Genomic DNA, 19,289 nt, shown 5'->3' on the forward strand with positions numbered 1-19,289 from the left:
GGAAACGGGCGCGCGGAGTGGTCCGGGTGCAAGTCGGGGTTCGCCTACGTTCCTTCCGGCGGGCCGTGCGATAATCACTGCCATGAGCGTGATTCCCTACGTGATCGAGCAGACCGGGCGTGGCGAGCGGATGTACGACATCTACTCGCGCCTTCTGAAGGACCGGATTATCTTCGTGGGCACGCCCATCGAGTCGCAGATGGCGAACACCATCGTGGCGCAGTTGCTGCTGCTGGATTCCCAGAATCCCGAGCAGGAGATCCAGATGTACATCAACTGCCCCGGCGGCGAGGTGTACGCGGGGCTGGCGATCTACGACACCATGCGCTACATCAAGGCGCCGGTCAGCACGATCTGCGTGGGAATCGCGATGAGCATGGGCAGCGTGCTGCTGATGGCCGGGGACAAGGGCAAGCGCATGGCGCTGCCGAACAGCCGGATCATGATTCACCAGGGTTCGGCCGGCTTCCGGGGCAACACCCCGGACCTGGAAGTGCAGGCCAAGGAGGTGCTGCACCTGCGTGACAAGCTGGTGAGCATCTACCACGAGCACACCAGCATTCCGCACGAGAAACTGATGCGGGACATGGAACGCGACTACTTCATGTCGCCCGAGGAGGCCATGGGGTACGGCCTGATCGACAGCGTGGTGGACCGCGTGCGTTCCGGGGAGGCGAAGGAAGAATGACGAAGAACGGTGGGGACCGCTGCTCGTTCTGCGGGCGTCAGCATCCGCAGATCGCGCAGCTGATCGAGGCTCCGGGCCGCGCGGCGTTCATCTGTAACGAGTGCACGGAGCGGGCGCATGAGCTGGTCAAGCAGAACAAGAAGGCGGGCGCGGAGTTCAGTCTGGAGGAACTGCCGACGCCCCGCGAGATCAAGGCGTACCTCGACGAGTTCGTGATCGGGCAGGACGAGGCGAAGAAGGCGCTGGCGGTGGCGGTCGTGAGTCATTACCAGCGGCTGGCGCACCCGGACGTGAACCTGCAGAAGAGCAACATCCTGCTGATCGGGCCGACCGGGACCGGCAAGACGCTGCTGGCGGCCAGTCTCGCGGAGATGCTGGAGGTGCCGTTCGCGATTGCCGACGCGACCACCCTGACCGAGGCCGGGTACGTGGGCGACGATGTGGAGAACGTGATCGTGCGTCTGTTGCAGGCGGCCGAGTACGACGTGGCGGCCGCCGAGCGCGGGATCATCTACATCGACGAGATCGACAAGATCGCCCGCAAGTCCGAGGGCACCAGCATCACGCGCGACGTGTCCGGTGAGGGCGTGCAGCAGGCGCTGCTGAAGATCATCGAGGGGACGGTCGCGCAGGTGCCGCCGCAGGGTGGCCGTAAGCACCCGCAGCAGGAGCTGGTGCAGGTGAACACGAAGAACATCCTGTTCATCGTGGGCGGCGCCTTCGACGGGATCGCGGACATCGGCCGCAGCCGCACGAACGTGCGCGCGGTCGGCTTCGGGGCCGAGCACAAGGGTGACGAGAAGGCCGAGCTGCGCTTCCTGCCGGAGGATCTCGTGAAGTTCGGTCTGATTCCGGAGTTCGTGGGTCGCCTGCCGCTGGTGGTGCAGCTTCAGGATCTGGACGAGGAGGCGCTGGTGCGGATCCTGACCGAGCCGCAGGGCGCGATCGTGTCGCAGTACCAGGCGCTGTTCGGGTTCCAGAACGTGGACCTGAGCTTCACGGACGAGGCGCTGCGGGAAGTGGCGCGCCGCGCGCGGGAACGCAAGACCGGCGCGCGTGGGCTGCGGGCGGTACTCGAGAAGGCCATGACGGACCTGCTGTTCGAGCTGCCGGTGGAGAACCTGAAGGAGTTGCGCTTCGACGCGGATCATATCGACGCGCCGATGGGCCTGCTTGAGTCTAAGGGACTCAAGAAGTCTGCCTAAACGCAACAGGCATTACAGCGAGCCCCCGCCCGCGTCCCTACACTTCTGGGACACCGTGCGGGGGTGTCGGCTTTCGGCCCCCCCGCGTTACACTCAAGTATTCCCGCGCCCACCCCGGCGCGGCCGCAAGGAGCAAGCATGATCTGGGAACTGCCCGTAGTCGCCTTAAGAAACATCGTGATCCTGCCCGGCGTCACCATGAACGTGGACGTGGGCCGACCCAAGAGCAAACGCGCCGTGGACGAGGCCCAGGCCAGCGACCGCCGCGTGCTGCTGCTCACCCAGCGTGACGCGCGCACCGACGACCCCACCCGCGCTGAACTGTTCGACATGGGCGTGCTGGCCGTCATCAAGCAGGTCGTGCGGATGCCCGACAACACCTATCAGGTGCTCGTGGAGGCCCAGGAGCGCGCCGCCGTGCTCGACGAGGTGTCCTCGGCGTACATGCGCGTGCGCGCCGAGACGCAGGCCACCCCTGCCGACGACAGCCGCGAGGTCGTCGTGCTGGCCCAGGAGGTCAAGAGCGCCTTCGAGGAGTACCAGCGGCAGAACAAGAACCTGCGCCTGGACAACTACCAGCTCGAGGGTCTGAAAGCCCTGACTGACGCGGGCGCGCTGGCCGATCAGGTCACGCACCACGCCACCTGGACGCCCGAGGAGAAGCAGGAGATCCTGGCGGCCGTCGCGCTGCGCGCCCGCCTGGAAGGCGTGCTGAAGTTCCTGGGCCGCGACACCGAACGCTTCAACATGGACAAGAAGATCGCGGGGCGCGTCAAGGAACAGATGGACGCCAACCAGCGCGAGTACTACCTGCGCGAGCAGATGAAAGCCATCGGCAAGGAACTCGGCGGCGGCGAGGACGGCCCGGCCGAGGTCGAGGCGCTGCGCGAGAAGATCGAGGCGGCGGGCATGCCCGAATCGGTCAAGGAAAAGGCCCTGAAGGAACTGAACCGCCTGGAACGCACGCCCGGCGGCAGCCCCGAGAGCACCGTCGTACGCAACTACATCGACTGGCTGATCGACGTGCCCTGGAGCAAACGCGACGAGGAGATCCTGGATATCGCCCGCACGCGCGAGATCCTGGACGCCGACCACTACGCGCTGGGCGACGTGAAGGACCGCATCCTGGAATTCCTGGCGGTGCGTCAGCTGACCCACCGGCCCGGCGAGACCGAGGAAGCCCGCAAGGAACGCAGCGCCGAGGAACGCACGGACGACGCCGAACTGCGCGCCCCGATCCTGGTGCTCGTCGGTCCTCCCGGCGTCGGCAAGACCAGCCTGGGCAAGAGCATCGCGCGCAGCCTGAACCGCAAGTTCGTGCGCATGGCCCTGGGCGGCGTGCGCGACGAGGCCGAGATCCGTGGTCACCGCCGCACGTACATCGGCTCCATGCCGGGCCGGATCATTCAGGCCATGAAGAACGCCGGCGTCACGAACCCCGTGATCCTGCTCGACGAGATCGACAAGATGAGCAGCGACTGGCGCGGCGACCCCAGCAGCGCCATGCTGGAAGTGCTGGACCCCGAGCAGAACCACACCTTCCAGGACCACTACCTGGAAGTGCCGTATGACCTGTCGCAGGTCATGTTCATCACGACTGCCAACAGCCTGCAGACCATTCCGCGCCCGCTGCTGGACCGCATGGAGATCATCAACATCCCCGGCTACACCCAGCCGGAGAAGGTCGAGATCGCCCGGCGTTACCGCGTGCCCCGCCAGATCAAGAGCCACGGCCTGACCGGCAAGCTGGACATCACGGACGCCGCCCTGAACCGCGTGGTCGAGGAGTACACCGCCGAGAGCGGCGTGCGCAACCTGGACCGTCAGGTGAGCAAACTGGCCCGCAAGGCCGCCCGTGAGCTGCTGGAGAAAGCCTGGGACGGCGTGAAGGTCATCGACGCGCCGCAGGTGCCGGATTACCTGGGCGTGCCGGTGCACCGCCCGGACAAGATGGAGAAGGAACCGCAGGTCGGCGTGGCGCAGGGTCTGGCGTGGACCAGCGTGGGCGGCACCATGCTGCTCGTCGAGGCGCTCGCCACGCCCGGCACCGGCAAGATCGTCATGACCGGCAGCCTGGGCGACGTGATGAAGGAAAGCGTCAGCGCGGCCATCGCGTACCTGCGCGCCAACGCCGCCCGCTACGGCGCCGACCCGGACTTCCACAAGACCATGGACCTGCACGTGCACTTCCCGGACGGCGCCACGCCCAAGGACGGCCCCAGCGCCGGCATCACCATCGCCACGGCCGTGATCAGCGCCGTGACCGGCCGCCCCGTCCGCATGGACGTCGCCATGACCGGCGAGATCAGCCTGCGCGGCCGCGTGCTGCCTATCGGCGGGGTCAAGGAGAAACTGCTGGCCGCGCACCAGGGCGGGATCCGCGAGGTCATCATTCCCAAGGACAACGAGCCGCACCTGCAGGAGGTGCCGGACAGCATCCGCGGCGACCTGCGCGTGCACGCCGCCGAGCGGGTCGGTGAGGTCCTGGACCTGCTGCTGCTGCCCAAACCCGAGGCCGACGGCACGATGCCCGTTCCACTGGGCAAGACCTCTGCCCAGCCCGGCGCGTAAGCCTCCCCTGCCACCATGAAGCGTCCCCCCAGCTGGTCTGGGGGGACGCTTCACGTTGGAGCGGATCAGCGGCGGCCGTAGCCTCCGCCTCCGCCGGTCTCGGGGGTGCCGGTGGTGGCGGCGCCCCGCCCCACACCGGCGTCGCTGCGGCCCGCGTACCCGCCGGCAGCGGGCGCCGCAGCAGGTGCGAAGCCCGCCACGGGCGCGCTGCCGTACCCGGCGGGCGCGGCGGCGCTGCCTCCGGCCGTGCCGACCGTGGGGTCGTTGGCGAGGCGGGCGAATTCCTTGCTGTCCACGGAGCGTTCCACGCCCACGTCGAAGGAGATCACGCGGCGGCGGTACAGGTTCGCCAGGAAGGCGTCCATGGTGACCATGCCCTCGCGCGCGCCGGTCTGCATGACGCTGGTGATCTGGTAGGTCTTGCCCTCGCGGATCAGGGCGCGCACGGCGGGGTTGGCGATCAGCAGTTCGTACGCCAGGATGCGGCCCTGGCCGTCCAGGCGGGGCAGCAGCTGCTGGGTCATGACCGCCACGAGGTTGTTGGCGAGCTGCACGCGGATCTGCTCCTGCTGCTCTTCGGGGAACACGTCCACGATACGGTCGATGGATTCCGGGGCGGAGTTGGTGTGCAGGGTGCCCATCACGAGGTGCCCGGTCTCGGCGGCGGTCACGGCGGCCTTGATGGTCTCGTAGTCGCGCATTTCGCCGACCAGGATCACGTCGGGCGCCTGGCGCAGCACGGCGCGCAGGGCGTCGTTGAAGCTCATGGTGTCCGCGCCGACCTCACGCTGGTTGATGATGCACTGCTTGTGCGTGTGCATGAACTCGATGGGGTCCTCGATGGTCATGATGTGCAGGTTCTTGGTGGTGTTGATGTAGTCGATCATGGCGGCCAGCGTGGTGGACTTCCCCGAGCCGGTCGGGCCGGTCACGAGCACCAGGCCGCGCGGCGCGTTGGCGATGTCGATGACGTTCTGCGGGAGGCCCATCTCCTGGGCGCTCTTGATCTTGGTGGGGATCAGTCGCAGCACGCCGCCCACGTTGCCGCGCTGCATGAAGGCGTTCACGCGGAAGCGGGCCTTCTCGCCCAGCGCGAACGAGAAGTCCAGTTCGCGGCGTTCCTCGAAGGTGCGCTGCTGCTTCTCGTTCATCATGGAGTACATCAGTTTGCGGGTCTCGGTGGCGGCCAGTTCCGTGAAGCCCTGCGAGTCGTACACGCCCTGCAACTTGAACTTCGGCGGCAGTCCGACGGTCAGGATCACGTCGGACGCGCCCTTCTCGGCGGCGAAACGCAGGATGTCGGTGATGTCGGCGGCGGGCTGGGTCATGGGGGTACCTCGGGGGAAACGTGGGGCGAAAGAGCGGGGGCGCGCGGGCAGGAGCTTACTTGCTGGTGACGGCCAGCACCTCCTCGAGGGTGGTGATGCCGGACAGCGCCTTCTCGATGCCGTCCTGGCGCAGGGTTTTCATGCCGCTCTGGGTCATGGCGACCTCGGCGATCTCGGTGGCGTTCTTGCCGGAGCCGATGGCCACGCGCAGCGGCTCGTCGATGACCATCAGCTCGTGGATGCCCATGCGGCCCTTGTAGCCGGTGCCGCCGCAGCGGTTACAGCCGGCCCCGCGCATCAGTTGCGCGCCGCGCAGGTCGCGCTCGGTGATGCCCAGACGGCGCAGCACGTCCGGGTCGGCGTTGGTGGGGGCCTTGCAGTCCGGGCAGACCTTGCGCACCAGTCGCTGGGCGACCACGCCCACGACGGCCGCGCCGATGTTGAAGTGCTCGACGCCCATCTCCTCGAGGCGCACAATGGCGCCCGGCGCGTCGTTGGTGTGCAGGGTGGCCAACACGAGGTGTCCGGTCAGGGCGGCCTCGACGGCGATCTTGGCGGTCTCGGTGTCTCGGATCTCGCCAACGAAGATGATGTCGGGGTCCTGTCGCAGGAAGGCCCTCAGGGCGCGGGCGAAGGTCATGCCCGCCGTGTTGTTCACCTGCGACTGGATGATGCCCGGAATCTCGTACTCGACCGGGTCCTCGATGGTGGTGGTGTTCTTCTCGGGCACCGCGATGCGCTTGAGGGTCGAGAAGGACGTGAAGGATTTGCCCGAACCGGTGGGGCCGGTCACCAGGAAGATGCCGTTGGGTTTGTGGATGGTGTCCAGGTAGCGCTGGTAGTTGTGTTCGGAAAAGCCCAGCTGCTCGACTTCCGGGATGTTGCTGGCCTTCTGCAGCAGTCGCATGACGGCCTTCTCGCCGTACACGGTGGGCAGCGTGGACAGTCGCAGGTCGAGGTCGATGCTGCCCTTCTTGAAGCGCACGCGGCCGTCCTGCGGCACGCGCCGCTCGCTGATGTCCAGGTGGCCCATGATCTTGATGCGCGCCAGGATGCTCTGCGAACTGCCCTTGGGAAGCTCGTTCTGCTCGCGCAGAATGCCGTCCACGCGGTAACGGACGCGCAGGGCCGTCTCGGTCGGTTCGATGTGGATGTCGCTGGCTTCCTGCAGGGCCGCCTCGCGGATGATGTTGTCCACGACGCGCACCACGGCGTTGTCGTCGAGGCCCGCGCTGACGTCGGTGTCCTCCTGGCGTTTGTTGTCCTTGTCGCGCTTGTTGCTTTCCTGCACCAGCCGCTGGTTCAGGTCGGCCATGTCCTTGCTGCCGAAGTACCGCTCGATCAGGCGGACGATGTCCTTCTCGGCCATGACGGCCGGGATGACCTCGCGGCCCGTGATGAGTTTCAGGTCGTCGAGCGCGAACACGTTGCGCGGGTCCTTCATGGCGATGACCAGCGACTCGCCCTGCAACCTCACCGGCACCACGCCGTAGCGGCGGGCGGTGCTTTCCGGGATCAGCAGCGCGACCTTGCTGTCCGGCGGGTTCTGCACGGGATCGAGGAACTCGTAGCCGAGCTGCGCGGCCAGTGAGCGGGCCAGCATCTCCGGGCTGAGCTTCCCGGACTGCACCAGCGTATCTTCCAGGCGACCGCCGCCCGCGTTCTGTTTCTGCAGGGCGTTGTCGATCTCGTCAGCCCCGGCGAACCCGAGTTCCACGATCACCTCGCCCAGCGGCTTGACGCGGCCCTCGCGCGCCTGCACCTGCAGCGCCTCGCGCAGCTGCGCGCGCGACAGCGTCCCCTGCTGCACCATCTGTTCGCCCAGGCGGCCGCGCTGCGGGTAGAAGCGCTCGATCAGCAGTTCCACGTCGCGGGGCTTGGCGAGAATCAGCTGAACGGGGCGGCCCACCAGCGCCTCGATGTCCTCGCGCTTGCGGGGGTCGCTGGCGACCACGGTCACGCCGCTGTCGGTCTCGTCGACCGGCACGGCGTTCAGGCGCAGGGCGTCGGCGCGCAGCATGCTGCCCAGCACGTCCTCGCTGGGCTGGAAGTCGCGGGGGTTGCGCAGGTACACCGCGCCGACCTGCTCGGCCAGGATCTCGTACAGCTGATCTTCCGTGATGGCTTTCTGCGCGATCAGGGTGGAACCCAGCGGTTCGCCCGTCTGCTGCTGCGAGTCCAGCGCGATCTGCAGTTGCGCGTCGGTGATCAGGCCGCGCGAGATCAGGCGCTGGCCCATCATGCCGCCGCCGCTGTTGCCCTCGGCGTCGGCGGGCAGTTCGGCCTGCAGGTTCAGGTCCGGGTAGTTCGTGGCGATGGCCCACATGATCTGGTCACGCAGCGCCTGATACGGCTCGATGTTCAGGCCGCTGTCGTCCTCGAGCGCCTCGATGCTCAGGCTGGACAACGGGTCCACGATCGCCACGCGCAGGGTCCCGCCGTCCACGGCGAACGGGAAGGCCTGCACGCTCAGGGCCGTCTGGGAGCGCACGGCGGCCAGCGCCTGCGGTTCGGGCGTGACGACCAGCAGGTTCACGAGCGGAATACCCAGCGCCTCCTCGATGGCCCGCGCGATGCGTTTCTCACCGACCAGACCGGAGTCGATCAGGATCTCCGCGAGGCGGCCGCCCACCTCGGCGTGACGGACCAGGGCTTTTTGCAGGTCCGTGTCGTTCACGTACCCCTGTTCGAGCAGAATGGCGCCCAGGCGCCGGTCACCGATTGAGAGTGCCATGTTGTGTCTCCTTAGTTCAGGCCCGGCCGGGCCGCGCGGCGTGAGGGAAAGTGCAGATGGTGGGAAGATGAGGAAGGGAAACGTGGGCCGCGTGCAGGCCGGGCGGGTCAGGGGGTGCCGTCATGTCAGTGGTTCCAGTCGTGTCCGTACCGTTTCAGGACGGCACGTTCCAGGCGGCGGGCCACGCGGGTATGCGGGAGGGCGTTGGTGGCCAGGGGACGCACCAGGATGGTATGCATGCCGCTCAGGTTGCCGCCCAGCACGTCCGTGAACAGTTGATCACCGACCATGCCCACCTGATGCGGCGGGAGGTGCAGTTCGCTCAGGGCGCGGCGGAAGGCGCGGGGGTTGGGTTTCCCGGCCAGTCCGACACCCTGGAATTCCAGTTTGTCCAGCCAGAACGCCGCGCGCCGCCCGGTGGCGTTGCTCAGCAGGTACAGGCCCACGCCCGCAATCTTCAGGTCCCGGACCCAGGCCAGGGTGCTGGCCACGCCCACCGGGTCGTAACTGCCGTAGGGCACCAGGGTGTTGTCCAGGTCCAGCAGCAGGCCGTGCAGGCCCCGGTCGGCCAGGAATTCCGGTGTCAGGTGCGTGACGTGGTCGATCACGTCGCGGGGGCGCAGCAGACTCACGCCTGCCCCCGCGCCGGCGTGTCGCCCAGGGCGCGCTGGCCGATCACGGCCCACATGCGCCCGGTGCGGCCCGCGTCGCGGCGGTACGAGTAGAAGTCGGCCTCGGTCGAGCAGCGGCCACTCACCCACACCTGCGCGTCCGGCACGCCCGCCTCCCGCAGCACCGCGCGGTTCGCTCCGGCCAGATCCAGATGCCAGGCGGGATCGCCGCGCAGTTCGTCCTCGTCGGCTCCCACGAACGCGCCCAGGCCGTCCTGCGCGAAGGCCAGCGCGACCTCCTCGCCCACCGGGTACGCGGCGGCGCGGATGCCGGGGCCGACAGCGGCCAGGATGTGGGCCGGGTCGGCGCCCAGGTCGGTCATGGCCTCCACGGTGCGGGCGGCCACGCGACCCAGCGTGCCCTTCCAGCCGGCGTGCGCGGCGCCGATCACGCCGGCGTGCGGGTCGTGCAGCAGCAGCGGGTAGCAGTCGGCGGTGCCGATGGCCAGCAGCACCCCGGCGTCGGCGGTGACCAGGGCGTCCCCGGTCCAGTGGCCGCCGCTGCGGGCGTGCACGACGTCGGTGCCGTGCACCTGGGTCAGGCGGGCCACCTGGGCGGGCGTGAAGCCCAGCGCCGCACACAGCCGCTGGCGGTTTTCCTGCACGTGCGCGGGGTCGTCTTCACGGTCGTCGAGGTTCAGCCCACCGTAGGGACCGGTGGACACGCCACCAGCACGCGTCGTGAAGGCGTGCGGCGCAGTGAGGTGCGGCGCGCGGATCAGCATCAGGCGTTCAGTATGCAGGGTCATCTCTCACCGGATTCTGACGCGTCAAGTCCCACACCGGGGGATGCGGCCTTCATGCAGTGAACGCCCCCGCCTGCGCCCGGCCCGGACGGGGGCGTTTTGCACCGGCTTCAGCGGGCACGCGCGCAGGTTGCTAGAGTCCCCCCCATGAGTGTCAGCATTGACTTGAGCGGCAAGACGGCCCTGGTGATGGGCGTGGCGAACGCACGTAGCCTCGGCTGGGCCATCGCGCAGCAGCTTCTGGCGGCCGGGTGCCGGGTGGGTTTCTCGTACCAGGGCGAACGCCTGAAAGGTGAACTGGACAAACTGCTGGCCGGACACGAGAACGTCTGGACCCAGCAGGCCGACGCCACCAGCGAGGACGACCTGGGCGCCCTGTTCGGCCGTGTGAAAGACGAATTCGGCGGGCTGGACTACCTCGTGCACTCCATCGCGTTCGCGCCGCGCGCCGCCATGGACGGCCGGTTCCTGGACACCACCGAAGCCGACTGGAACACCGCCCTGAACGTCAGCGCGTACACGCTGGTCTCCACCTGCCGGCACGCCGAGAGCCTGCTGCGCCCCGGCGGCAGCGTGATCAGCCTCACCTACCACGCCTCGCAGAAAGTCGTGCCCAAGTACAACGTGATGGGCGTGGCCAAGGCCGCGCTGGAAGCCACCACCCGCTACCTCGCCAGCGAGATGGGCGCCGCCGGCGTGCGCGTGAACACCATCAGCGCCGGCCCCATGCGGACCATCGCGGCCCGCTCCATCCCCGGCTTCGGGACCATGTACGAGAAAGCCGCCGAGGCCGCCCCGCTGGGCCGCAACGCCACGCCCGACGAGGTCGGCAAGCTCGCGCTGTTCCTGCTTTCCGACCTGGGCAGCGGCATGACCGGCCAGACCGTGTACGTGGACGCGGGCTCCAGCATCATGGCCATGAAGATCGAGAGCTGAACCGGGAGAGCTGAACTGGGAGGGCAGAAGCGGGGCCGGGCTCTGCGCGCCCTGCCTTATCCTGGGCGGCATGACCCTCACCCCGAACGCCCTGCTGCTGCTGAACGCGCAGCGTCACGACCTGGAGGACCGCAGCGACGAGCGGGCGCTGGCGCGCGACTGGGCGCACCACGTGGATGAGGCCCGCGCGGCCGGGTGGCTGGTGGCGTTCGTGCAGTGGGACGCGCCGCGCGGCGCGGACTGGGAGACCTTCTCGAAGGCCTGGACGCTGCACCCGGACTTCCGGGCCGAGCAGGGCGACGTGCTGGTCCGCGCGGGCCGCCCGGACGCCTTCGAGGGATCGGAACTGGCCGCGCAGCTGCACGGGCGCGCCGTGCGGACCCTGCACGTGCTGGCGCTGCCGGGCACGCCGGAACTCGCGGCGACCCTGGCGTCCGCGCAGGCGGAGGGCTTCGCGGTGTCGGACCTGGTGCCGGCGTGAGCGACCTGAACCTGGAGTACACGCTGGACGTGCTGGTGCGCCTGCTGGATACGCCCAGCCCGACGGGCTTCACGGACCGCGCTGTGACCCTGATCGAATCCGAACTGCGGGCGCTGGGCGTGCCGGGCAAGCGGACCCGCAAGGGCGCTCTGACCTGGGAGGTGCCGGGCACGGGCGCGGGGCACGTGACGTTCAGCGGGCACGTGGACACGCTGGGCGCGATGGTCAAGGGCGTCCGGGACAGCGGGCGGCTGCGGCTGTGGGGACTGGGCGGGTACGACTGGGCGACCGTGGAGGGCGAGGACGTGCGCGTGCACACCCAGGCCGGGCGGGAACTGACGGGCACGGTCGTGAACGTCCGCCAGAGCACGCACGTGCACGGCGCGGCGCTGCGTGACCTGAAACGCGAGGCGGCCGTCATGGAGGTCCGGCTGGACGAACCGGTGTTCGGCGCGCGGGACGTGCAGGCGCTGGGCGTGGGCGTGGGCGACTTCGTGAGTTTCGACGCGCGGCCCCGCGTGACCGCCAGCGGCTACGTGAAGGCCCGCCACCTGGACAACAAGGCGGCGGTCGCGGTGTTCCTGGCAGTCACGCGTGAACTGCTGGCCCGGCCGGTGGGTGTCACGGCGGCCTTTCACATCACGACCTACGAGGAGGTCGGGCACGGCGCGGCCACCGGCATTCCCCCGCACACCGACGAGCTGATCGCGGTGGACATGGCGGCGGTGGGCGAGGGTCAGACGAGCAGCGAGCATCACGTGACGCTGTGCGTGGCGGACGGCGGCGGGCCGTACGACCACGCGCTCGGGAACCGGTTGCGTGCCGCCGCGCGCACGGCCGGGCTGGACCTGCGGGTGGACATCTACCCCTTCTACGCCTCGGACGGCACGGCGGCGTGGCGGGCCGGTGGGGACTACCCGGTGGCGCTGATCGGGCCGGGCGTGGACGCCAGCCACGCCTACGAGCGCACGCACACCGACGCCCTGCGCGCCACGGGTGAGCTGATGCTGGCGTACCTGCGCCGCGACTGATACGGACTCCGATTGAATGGGCTTTGCAGCCCATTCAATCCGAGCGGATGCGAGTGGGAGAGAAACGGGTTCCGGACGTGGAGCTGGCAATCCGGTGAAGTTCCGGATTGTCAGCGAAACAAACGGAATCCGTATGATGACGGGCGGCAGGCGGCCGGGCCGGGTCGTTGCACCGGGTCAAAGGGACTGAAAAGATGTATACAATCCGCGCTTGTCCCTGTAGGCTGGACGTGTGCTCTCACTCCAGAAAGCGGCCAACATTCTGGGAGCTTTCAGTGCCGAACAACCCGAATGGGGCGTCCGGGCGCTGGCCTCCCACCTCGGCGTGCCCCGCGCCACCGCACACGCCTACCTCGCCGGCCTGACCGAGGCGGGCTTCCTGCGCCGCACCCCCGCCGGCAAGTACCGCCTGTCCTGGCACCTCGCCGAGATGGGCGCGCAACTGACCGCCTCGCTGCCGTGGTTTCCCGAGGCCCGCGCCCTGATCACCCGGCTGGCCCTGGAGGTCCGCGCCGTGGCGTTCCTGTGCATCCTGGAAGGCGAGGAGGTCGTGGCGACCATCCGCGAACGCCACCCGGACGCCGACATCGAACTGCCGCTCGACGTGTACCTGCCCGCCACCGCCACCGCCAGCGGCAAGATCCTGTACGCGCACGCCGACATCACGCCCCGCAGTTTCGAGGCCTGCACGCCCAGCTCCATCACCTCGCTGGACGAATGGAAGACCGAGGTCGCCAAGGTCCGCCGCCTGGGCTACGCGTACTCCATCGAGGAATGGATTCCCGGCCAGTGCACCCTGGGCGTGCCGTACCACGCGCTGCACAGCGGCCTGCCCGACCCGCACAGCGGCGACACGGTCGTGGCCGCCATCGGCGTGCAGATGAGCGCCGGACGCTACCTGCGCGAGGAACGCAGCATCCGCGAACGCGTCCTGCAGATCGTCCGCGAGGCCGAAACGCTGCCCTGACCCCCGCCGCACCCAGCGTCCGGGCCGCCACGCTCAGTCGGCCGCGCCTCCTGCCGCCGGGGACGACGGGGCGGCCGCCGGGGGCGCCGCCAGCGCCTGCACCTCGGTGCGCAGCGCCTGCAATTCCAGTTGCAGGGCCGCCAGCTTCCGCTCGGCGTCGTTCAGGCGCGTCTGCTCCTGCGCCGTGAACTGCGTGAACGGCCGCACCGCGTCCCGCAGGCGCGTATCGGCCCGCTCCTGCTCGCGCCCGTACTCGCTGCGCACGATCCGTTCCAGCACCTCACGCAGCGCCGCGACCTTCTCACGGAGCTGCCGGTGCGCCTGCAACCGCTTGTTCGGCAGCACGAACAGCCCCAGGCTACCCAGCGTCAGGCCCGCCAGGATCCCGCCCGTGAAATCCAGCGCGGACGCCCCGATCAGCGCACCCAGCCCCGCCCCGATGCCCAGACCGCCCGCCAGGCCACCCACGGCACCCTTCATGGCGTCCTCGGCGTCCCGCGACAGCTGCCGCGCCAGTTCCGTCTGCGTGGTCGCCTCCAGATGCTGCTGCGCGCTACCCGCTATACCCTCCAGCAGCGCCGCCCGGTCGTAACTGAAGCGCGTGCGGGCCACCGCCGACTCCGGCTGCCGCCGCGCCAGGAACACCTGCACGTCCTCCCAGAAACCCAGGTTCACCTCCACGAACCGGTCGATCATCGTCCCGAACTGCCGGTCGATCGCCTCGGGCAGTTCCGCCACGGCCTCGCGCCGGAACGACTCTTCCAGCTCGCGCGCGTTCAGCAGGCCCCGCAGGTTCCCGAACCGCAACTTCTCGTCGATGAAGCGGTCGGCGCGCACCTCGAACTCGCTCAGCAGGCGGTTCACGCGGTTGAGCTGCCCGTCCAGTTCACCCAGCGTGCTCTCCTGATGCGCCCGCTGCCGCTCCTCCAGTTCGCGCAGCACCCCCAGGTCCTCCGCGAGCGTCACTCGCGCCGCCGCGCCCCGCGCCTCCTCTCCCGCCAGCAACTCGGCGACCGTTCCCAGCGGACTCAGCAGCTTCAGGCGCGTGCGTTCCACCTCGGACAGCCGCATCCGCAGCACCTCCCGCAGCGCGTGAAAGCCCACATCCCCGCCGCGCTGCTCGGCCCGCGCGCTGATCAGCAGCACCGGCGGCGTCAGGCCCAGCACGCCCCGCGCGCCCGCCTCCACGAATTCCCGCACCTGCGTCTTCTGCTCCGGCGTCTCCAGCAGGTCCGCCTTGTTCACCACCATGATCACACTGCGGCCCCAGCGCGCCGCCAGCGACAGGAACTGCCGCTCGGACTCCGTGAACGGCCGGTCCGCCGACGTCAGGAACAACACCAGATCCGCGCGCGGCAGGAACCCCTCGGTGAGCGCCTGATGCTGCCGGACGATCGCGTTCGTGCCCGGCGTGTCCACCAGCGCCACCCCCTCCAGAGACGGCAACGGGTACGTCAGGCGACTCACGAACGGATCACGGGTCGCCTCCATCTGCCCCGGCACCTCCCCGTTCACCAGCACGTAGATCCGGTCCGTGGTCGGCGTCACCCCCTCGGGCAGCACCGACGCGCCCAGCAGCGCATTCACGAACGAACTCTTGCCCGCATTGAACTCCCCGACCACCACCAGCAGGAACGCCTCATCCAGCGCCCGCACCGCCACCCGCGCGCCCTCCACCACCTCCGGCGGCGCGCCCTGCCCCACCAGCAGCCCCAGCACGTCACCCAGCAGCGCCCGCTCACGCCCAAGCAGATCCTGCACCCGACTCGACACCAACATGTCAGACAGCCTACCCGCCCCCACCTGACCACACCTTCAGCAAACCTACCGCCACCCCTACCGGGTGTAATGCGAAGCTGGTGACTGATGCAATCCGCACCAGCCACCAGTCAGAGTGAGAACGCCTGCCGTTCAGTTCAGGCCGATGCCCTTACCTACGTTTCTGGGGAACACCGTGACCGTGGAGCGACCACTGCCGGGAACACGCACCCTTGGACTGCCACCCACCTGACGCTGGGCAGCCAGATTCACGGTGATAGCGGTCCTGCCGACCTGTTGAATGCCTGCGTCTCCCGCCAGACTGAACAGGCGGTCTGGAACACTGCTCACCTGCGGTAGGGTGACTGGCAGCAGGTAATCCATTACCATCGCGCCCTGCGTGGTGTTGGCCGCTGGGACCGGGAACACGGTGCCGGTCAGTTTGCCGAACGAGCGGCGATATTCCATCAATACCCAGGCTGAGTCGTTCAGCGGCTCAGCCGACGGTCGACGGCCACTGCTCAGGGTGGTGCTGCCGGTCAGGGCCGAGCGCAAGACCGGGTAATAAGCGTGCAGGGTGTAGCAGTTGGCTGTGTCCGGCACGGCTGGAGCAGTGACAGCGCAATTCGGCGTCCCGCTTCTGGGCGGTAGGACTACAGCGACAAACGCATCTGTACCCACAGTCCAGACGCCAGAACCGGTACGGGGATTCCGCACGGTCGGATCTGTTCCCAGATCGAACGTTGTTGAGGTGGGGTACACGTACGCTGCCTCACGGAGTTTGGAGAGCAGGTACGTCTGCGCGATCTGCGTTTCGGGCAGGAGGTCGTTGCGCGTCTGTAATGACATGGACGCCCGCGTGGAGGAGAGATTCACGTTGAAGACTGCCAGTAGAACCACGCTCATCAGGGCCATGCCGATCAGCAGTTCTACCAGAGTGAAGCCAGCCTCTGGGTGTCTAGCCTGCAATGACTTCATGGGTGAGCAACCTCCGTAGAAAAGGTGACGGTTCTTCCATCGCTTGTGGCAGTGGCTGTCACAGTCCGGTTGGTCGGACTGGTATCTGGCAATGCCGGGCTGACACCACAAGCGCTACCGGTCGCCTGAACATCCACTTCAGTGCCGACCTTGTTGAAATTAGAGTCCATGCCTTGCGTACGCACTTGAACGCCCGCAGGAAAAGCAGTCAACGAGACACAGTTCATCTGGTATTTGGGGCTGTCCTGCCATTCGCCTTTGACCTGTTCTATGGCTGCCTGGGCCAGGTTGGTGGCGGCTACCTGCTGGGTGGACTGCCGTGAGAGTCCGAACAGTCCGGTCAGCGGTGCCAGGACGGCCGTCACGATGATCAGCAGGAGCAGTACGGCGACGAGCACCTCGATGATCGTGAAGCCCTGTGCGGCGTGACGGTAATCAGGGTTGCGCACTAAAAGTCCCCTTTCCTGTGGTTCCCAGGAGTTTCATGTAGAGCAGTTCACCGACTGAGTTGCTCAGGACCCAGACGGCTCCGCCCGGCACGCTGCTCTCCGCGTAGGGAGCCGCGTAGGTGATGGTATTTACGGAGGTGGCCACGGGGGCGACCAGCACGTTGTTCGGCAGGGTACGTGTGACACTCCCGCCGGGCGACCAGACGGTCACGTATGTTGCCTTAGGCGACGAGGCTGCGGTACTGGTCAGCGTCACACTAGTGGCGATAGAGCTTTGCGTGGCCTGGGTGCGAGCCCTGTTCAAATCCGCCAGCAGCTGGGTTCCGGCCTCCCGCAACTGCTGCTGCCGGACGCCACGGGCACTGCTGGCGAGCAGGACGGCGGAGAGAATCCCGATGATCGCCATGACCACAAGAAGCTCGATCAGCGAGAACCCCTGGGTGTGCCGGTTTCGTGAGGGAAACGCGGTCACTTCAGCTCCCGTCCTTTGCAGTCTGAACCTGATTACCGTTCTGCTGCAGTTTGATGGGGGTCGTCAGGCCGGCTGACCATTCCTGTTGTGTGGGGAAGAAAGGCGGGGTGACGCCCTCGTTGGTGCGCTGGTCGTAGACGAAGTTACGACCGTAACCCTTGCCATTCGTCAGACCGAACGCGCCATAGTAGTTCTCGATGATGCCACCCATCAGGTTCACCTGTCCCAGACTACCGTCTGCGGCACCGCCATCGTACCCATCAACCTTGACTTTGCCCTGGCTGGCCATCAGAACGGCGTGAATGTTGACGTTCTTGGGCATGCCGGGGCGAGTACCGGTGGTGGTGCAGGCGCCGTCAGCGTTTGTGGCCCTACAATTCGGGCTGACCAGATCGACGTCCCCACCGGAGGAGTAGATGCCCAGGATGTTCTTGGCGTTCTTGTTGGTGCAGGTAGCCGCATTGAACACCCCGTTCGTCACCGAGTTACTGCCGCTACAGGGAGGATCGGCATACTTGAGGTCACTGGTGATGGCGATATCGCCGGTGGAGGCCAGGGTCATCTGGGCGAAGGAAGCAATAGCGGCGGGGGCGGTGGCGGGGTTGTTGGAATCGGTCCGCGCAGGACCGTTGAGGTTAGTCACTCCGTCCTTCGCATAGATGACACCCGTGAACTTAGTGCCCGTCCCACCCTGCTTCCAGGCACCCGTAATGGGATCCTGGGTGGCTTTTGACCAGGTGTTGGTGGCGGTGTTCAGCAGATACACGTTCTGATCTGCGTCGGTGGCCAGATTGACGGTATTACTACCCAGGGTATACGTGATGCGCTGCACCGGAGTGCTAGTCGTGCCTAAGGTGATATTCGAGGCCTGGAGGGTCAGGTTCGAGGCTGTACCGTCGATGAACACACCGCCCAGCCTGGCCTGAAGAGCCTGATTGTTCGCATTTTTGGGCAGCGCAATGAAGTTCTTGTTCCACGAAACGCCACCCTGGAACCTGGGGTCGGAAGTGCCGCTCCCGGTAGTGACGACGGGCGCCTGATCGTTAGGGGACATCGCACTCTTGGCCTTCCAGGTCTTGCTGTAGAAGTAGGCGCCCGCGTTCGTGCCTGCCGAGCAGTAGTCGTCGCCGCTGCTGTTGGTTTTGATGGCACCGCCAGGGCAGCCAGCTGAAGTGACTTCCCCGCCAAAGTATGGGGTCCCCTGGAAGTTGAAGTTGGAGTTGGTGTGTACAGGACCGGAGAACAGGGTGTTGCTGGTGAAGGTGATGCGGTTACAGTCACTGGGCTTCGAGGCGCACTCGTCTTCAGCGCCTTTGCTGGAGTAATGCCGGTTGGTCAGCAGGGCGTACTTGGCAAATGAGCCGCGCCCGACATTCAGGGTGTAGGTCTTGTTCTGGCTCCCCACAGCGAGGTTGCGGGTGGAGCTGCTGTCAGGAGTGCCCGTGGCAGAGACGGAGGGCACCGAGAGGGTCAGCACAAAAGTGTCGGTTGCTGTCCTCTGAACAGAATTCAGAACCAGCCGAACGCGGCTGGCGTACTGTGCATTGTCCTTGCCACCTTTCAATTCGACGCCGTTCTCGCTAAACACCTGTCCCCAGAAGGCGCGACTATCTCCACTGAGGGTATATGAAGCCGAGGCAAAAGCAGACGTGGGGATGTACTTGACGAAGAAATCCAGGCGGTTTCCCGTGGAGAGGGATACAAGGGACTGACTCCCGAGGATGCCCAGCGGCCCCGTGGAACTACACAGCATATTGGTGACGTTATTCACGACATTGACAGGCACAGCGATGAGGCCACAGAGGTTGAGAATATCAGTCTGCATCTGAGTGGTCGTGACACCCGATGGACCGGACGGAATGTCTATAGAGTTCGGTTGGAGCAGATTGTTGACGAGATTCAGCTGCGTCTGCGAACGGGACAGACCTGCTTCAGCCGCATACATCGCTCGAATGGACGATTCCTGCGCTGTGGATGTGCGCCGCGAGGACAGCGCCAGTTGCGAGGTGATCGCCAGGATCACGACCATCATGACCATGACCACCAACACGGTCACGATCAGCATGGCTCCCTCGGTGCGGTGAGACTTCTTCATAGCAGCAGTCTGTTCCTTGTGAGGAGTAGAAACCACCCCAGGGCAGGGGCTCACCTGATAGGGGGTATTTTGTCGATTCAGACGCCGTTTGTGACTTTCTTGTGAGGGGCGCAAGTGTAGTAGCTGCACACGGAGACACCGCTGCCCTTGTAGTGACACACAACGAATTGGCCTAACCG

General features: G+C 67.0%; 16 protein-coding genes. 7 read left to right on the forward strand and 9 right to left on the reverse strand.

What is annotated here, in order from left to right; genetic code table 11:
* Window positions 1-82: 82 nt before the first annotated feature.
* The 3 genes from clpP to lon all read left to right on the forward strand — a co-directional run bounded on the left by clpP (window position 83) and on the right by lon (window position 4,464).
* Complete coding sequence (gene clpP, locus BXU09_RS05680; protein WP_078301107.1) at window positions 83-688, forward strand: ATP-dependent Clp protease proteolytic subunit; 606 nt, start codon at window positions 83-85, stop codon at window positions 686-688.
* Window positions 685-1,893, forward strand: coding sequence for an ATP-dependent Clp protease ATP-binding subunit ClpX (gene clpX / locus BXU09_RS05685; RefSeq protein WP_078301109.1), 1,209 nt, complete (start codon window positions 685-687; stop codon window positions 1,891-1,893). Before clpP ends, clpX begins: the two co-directional genes overlap by 4 nt.
* A 138-nt stretch (window positions 1,894-2,031) precedes the next feature.
* On the forward strand, window positions 2,032-4,464 hold the full coding sequence (gene lon, locus BXU09_RS05690) for an endopeptidase La (protein ID WP_078301111.1): 2,433 nt from the start codon (window positions 2,032-2,034) through the stop codon (window positions 4,462-4,464).
* A 65-nt stretch (window positions 4,465-4,529) separates the two neighbouring features.
* On the opposite strand, the gene BXU09_RS05695 is transcribed toward lon, so the two are convergent.
* From BXU09_RS05695 to pgeF, 4 genes are all read right to left on the reverse strand, one after another.
* Window positions 4,530-5,792, reverse strand: a complete 1,263-nt coding sequence (locus BXU09_RS05695; protein ID WP_078301113.1) for a type IV pilus twitching motility protein PilT — start codon at window positions 5,790-5,792, stop codon at window positions 4,530-4,532.
* Window positions 5,793-5,847: 55 nt separating this feature from the next.
* Window positions 5,848-8,526 carry an ATPase, T2SS/T4P/T4SS family gene (locus tag BXU09_RS05700; protein WP_078301115.1) on the reverse strand — a complete coding sequence of 893 codons (2,679 nt, stop codon included), beginning with the start codon at window positions 8,524-8,526 and terminating at the stop codon, window positions 5,848-5,850.
* Window positions 8,527-8,651: 125 nt separating this feature from the next.
* On the reverse strand, window positions 8,652-9,158 hold the full coding sequence (locus tag BXU09_RS05705) for a YqeG family HAD IIIA-type phosphatase (protein ID WP_078301117.1): 507 nt from the start codon (window positions 9,156-9,158) through the stop codon (window positions 8,652-8,654).
* Complete coding sequence (pgeF, locus tag BXU09_RS05710) at window positions 9,155-9,946, reverse strand: peptidoglycan editing factor PgeF (RefSeq protein WP_078301119.1); 792 nt, start codon at window positions 9,944-9,946, stop codon at window positions 9,155-9,157. The genes BXU09_RS05705 and pgeF overlap by 4 nt, the downstream gene beginning before the upstream one ends.
* A gap of 144 nt (window positions 9,947-10,090) precedes the next feature.
* Here pgeF and BXU09_RS05715 point away from each other — a divergent pair, with 144 nt between their 5' ends.
* From BXU09_RS05715 to BXU09_RS05730, 4 genes are all read left to right on the forward strand, one after another.
* Window positions 10,091-10,879 carry an enoyl-ACP reductase gene (locus BXU09_RS05715; protein ID WP_078301120.1) on the forward strand — a complete coding sequence of 263 codons (789 nt, stop codon included), beginning with the start codon at window positions 10,091-10,093 and terminating at the stop codon, window positions 10,877-10,879.
* A 70-nt stretch (window positions 10,880-10,949) separates the two neighbouring features.
* Window positions 10,950-11,360 (forward strand): isochorismatase family protein, encoded by a 411-nt coding sequence (locus BXU09_RS05720; protein WP_078301121.1) that lies wholly within the window; start codon window positions 10,950-10,952, stop codon window positions 11,358-11,360.
* A complete protein-coding gene (locus BXU09_RS05725) occupies window positions 11,357-12,391 on the forward strand; it encodes a M42 family metallopeptidase (protein WP_078301122.1) in 1,035 nt (344 codons plus the stop codon). Before BXU09_RS05720 ends, BXU09_RS05725 begins: the two co-directional genes overlap by 4 nt.
* Before the next feature lie 232 nt (window positions 12,392-12,623).
* Complete coding sequence (locus BXU09_RS05730) at window positions 12,624-13,358, forward strand: IclR family transcriptional regulator (protein WP_078301124.1); 735 nt, start codon at window positions 12,624-12,626, stop codon at window positions 13,356-13,358.
* A gap of 33 nt (window positions 13,359-13,391) precedes the next feature.
* Here BXU09_RS05730 and BXU09_RS05735 read toward each other — a convergent pair whose 3' ends face one another.
* The 5 genes from BXU09_RS05735 to BXU09_RS05755 all read right to left on the reverse strand — a co-directional run bounded on the left by BXU09_RS05735 (window position 13,392) and on the right by BXU09_RS05755 (window position 19,110).
* Entirely contained in the window at window positions 13,392-15,137 is a 1,746-nt protein-coding gene (locus tag BXU09_RS05735; protein WP_078301125.1) for a dynamin family protein, read from the reverse strand.
* 132 nt (window positions 15,138-15,269) lie between these two features.
* Window positions 15,270-16,094, reverse strand: coding sequence for a prepilin-type N-terminal cleavage/methylation domain-containing protein (locus tag BXU09_RS05740; protein ID WP_078301126.1), 825 nt, complete (start codon window positions 16,092-16,094; stop codon window positions 15,270-15,272).
* The gene (locus BXU09_RS05745; protein ID WP_078301127.1) at window positions 16,091-16,543 is read right to left on the reverse strand and encodes a prepilin-type N-terminal cleavage/methylation domain-containing protein; all 453 of its coding nucleotides are present in this window, start codon (window positions 16,541-16,543) and stop codon (window positions 16,091-16,093) included. Before BXU09_RS05745 ends, BXU09_RS05740 begins: the two co-directional genes overlap by 4 nt.
* On the reverse strand, window positions 16,530-17,015 hold the full coding sequence (locus tag BXU09_RS05750; RefSeq protein ID WP_168174567.1) for a type II secretion system protein: 486 nt from the start codon (window positions 17,013-17,015) through the stop codon (window positions 16,530-16,532). The genes BXU09_RS05745 and BXU09_RS05750 overlap by 14 nt, the downstream gene beginning before the upstream one ends.
* A 1-nt stretch (window position 17,016) precedes the next feature.
* Complete coding sequence (locus BXU09_RS05755) at window positions 17,017-19,110, reverse strand: DUF4900 domain-containing protein (protein ID WP_078301130.1); 2,094 nt, start codon at window positions 19,108-19,110, stop codon at window positions 17,017-17,019.
* Window positions 19,111-19,289 lie beyond the last annotated feature (179 nt).

This window comes from Deinococcus sp. LM3, from assembly GCF_002017875.1.
Taxonomy (GTDB): Bacteria; Deinococcota; Deinococci; order Deinococcales; family Deinococcaceae; genus Deinococcus.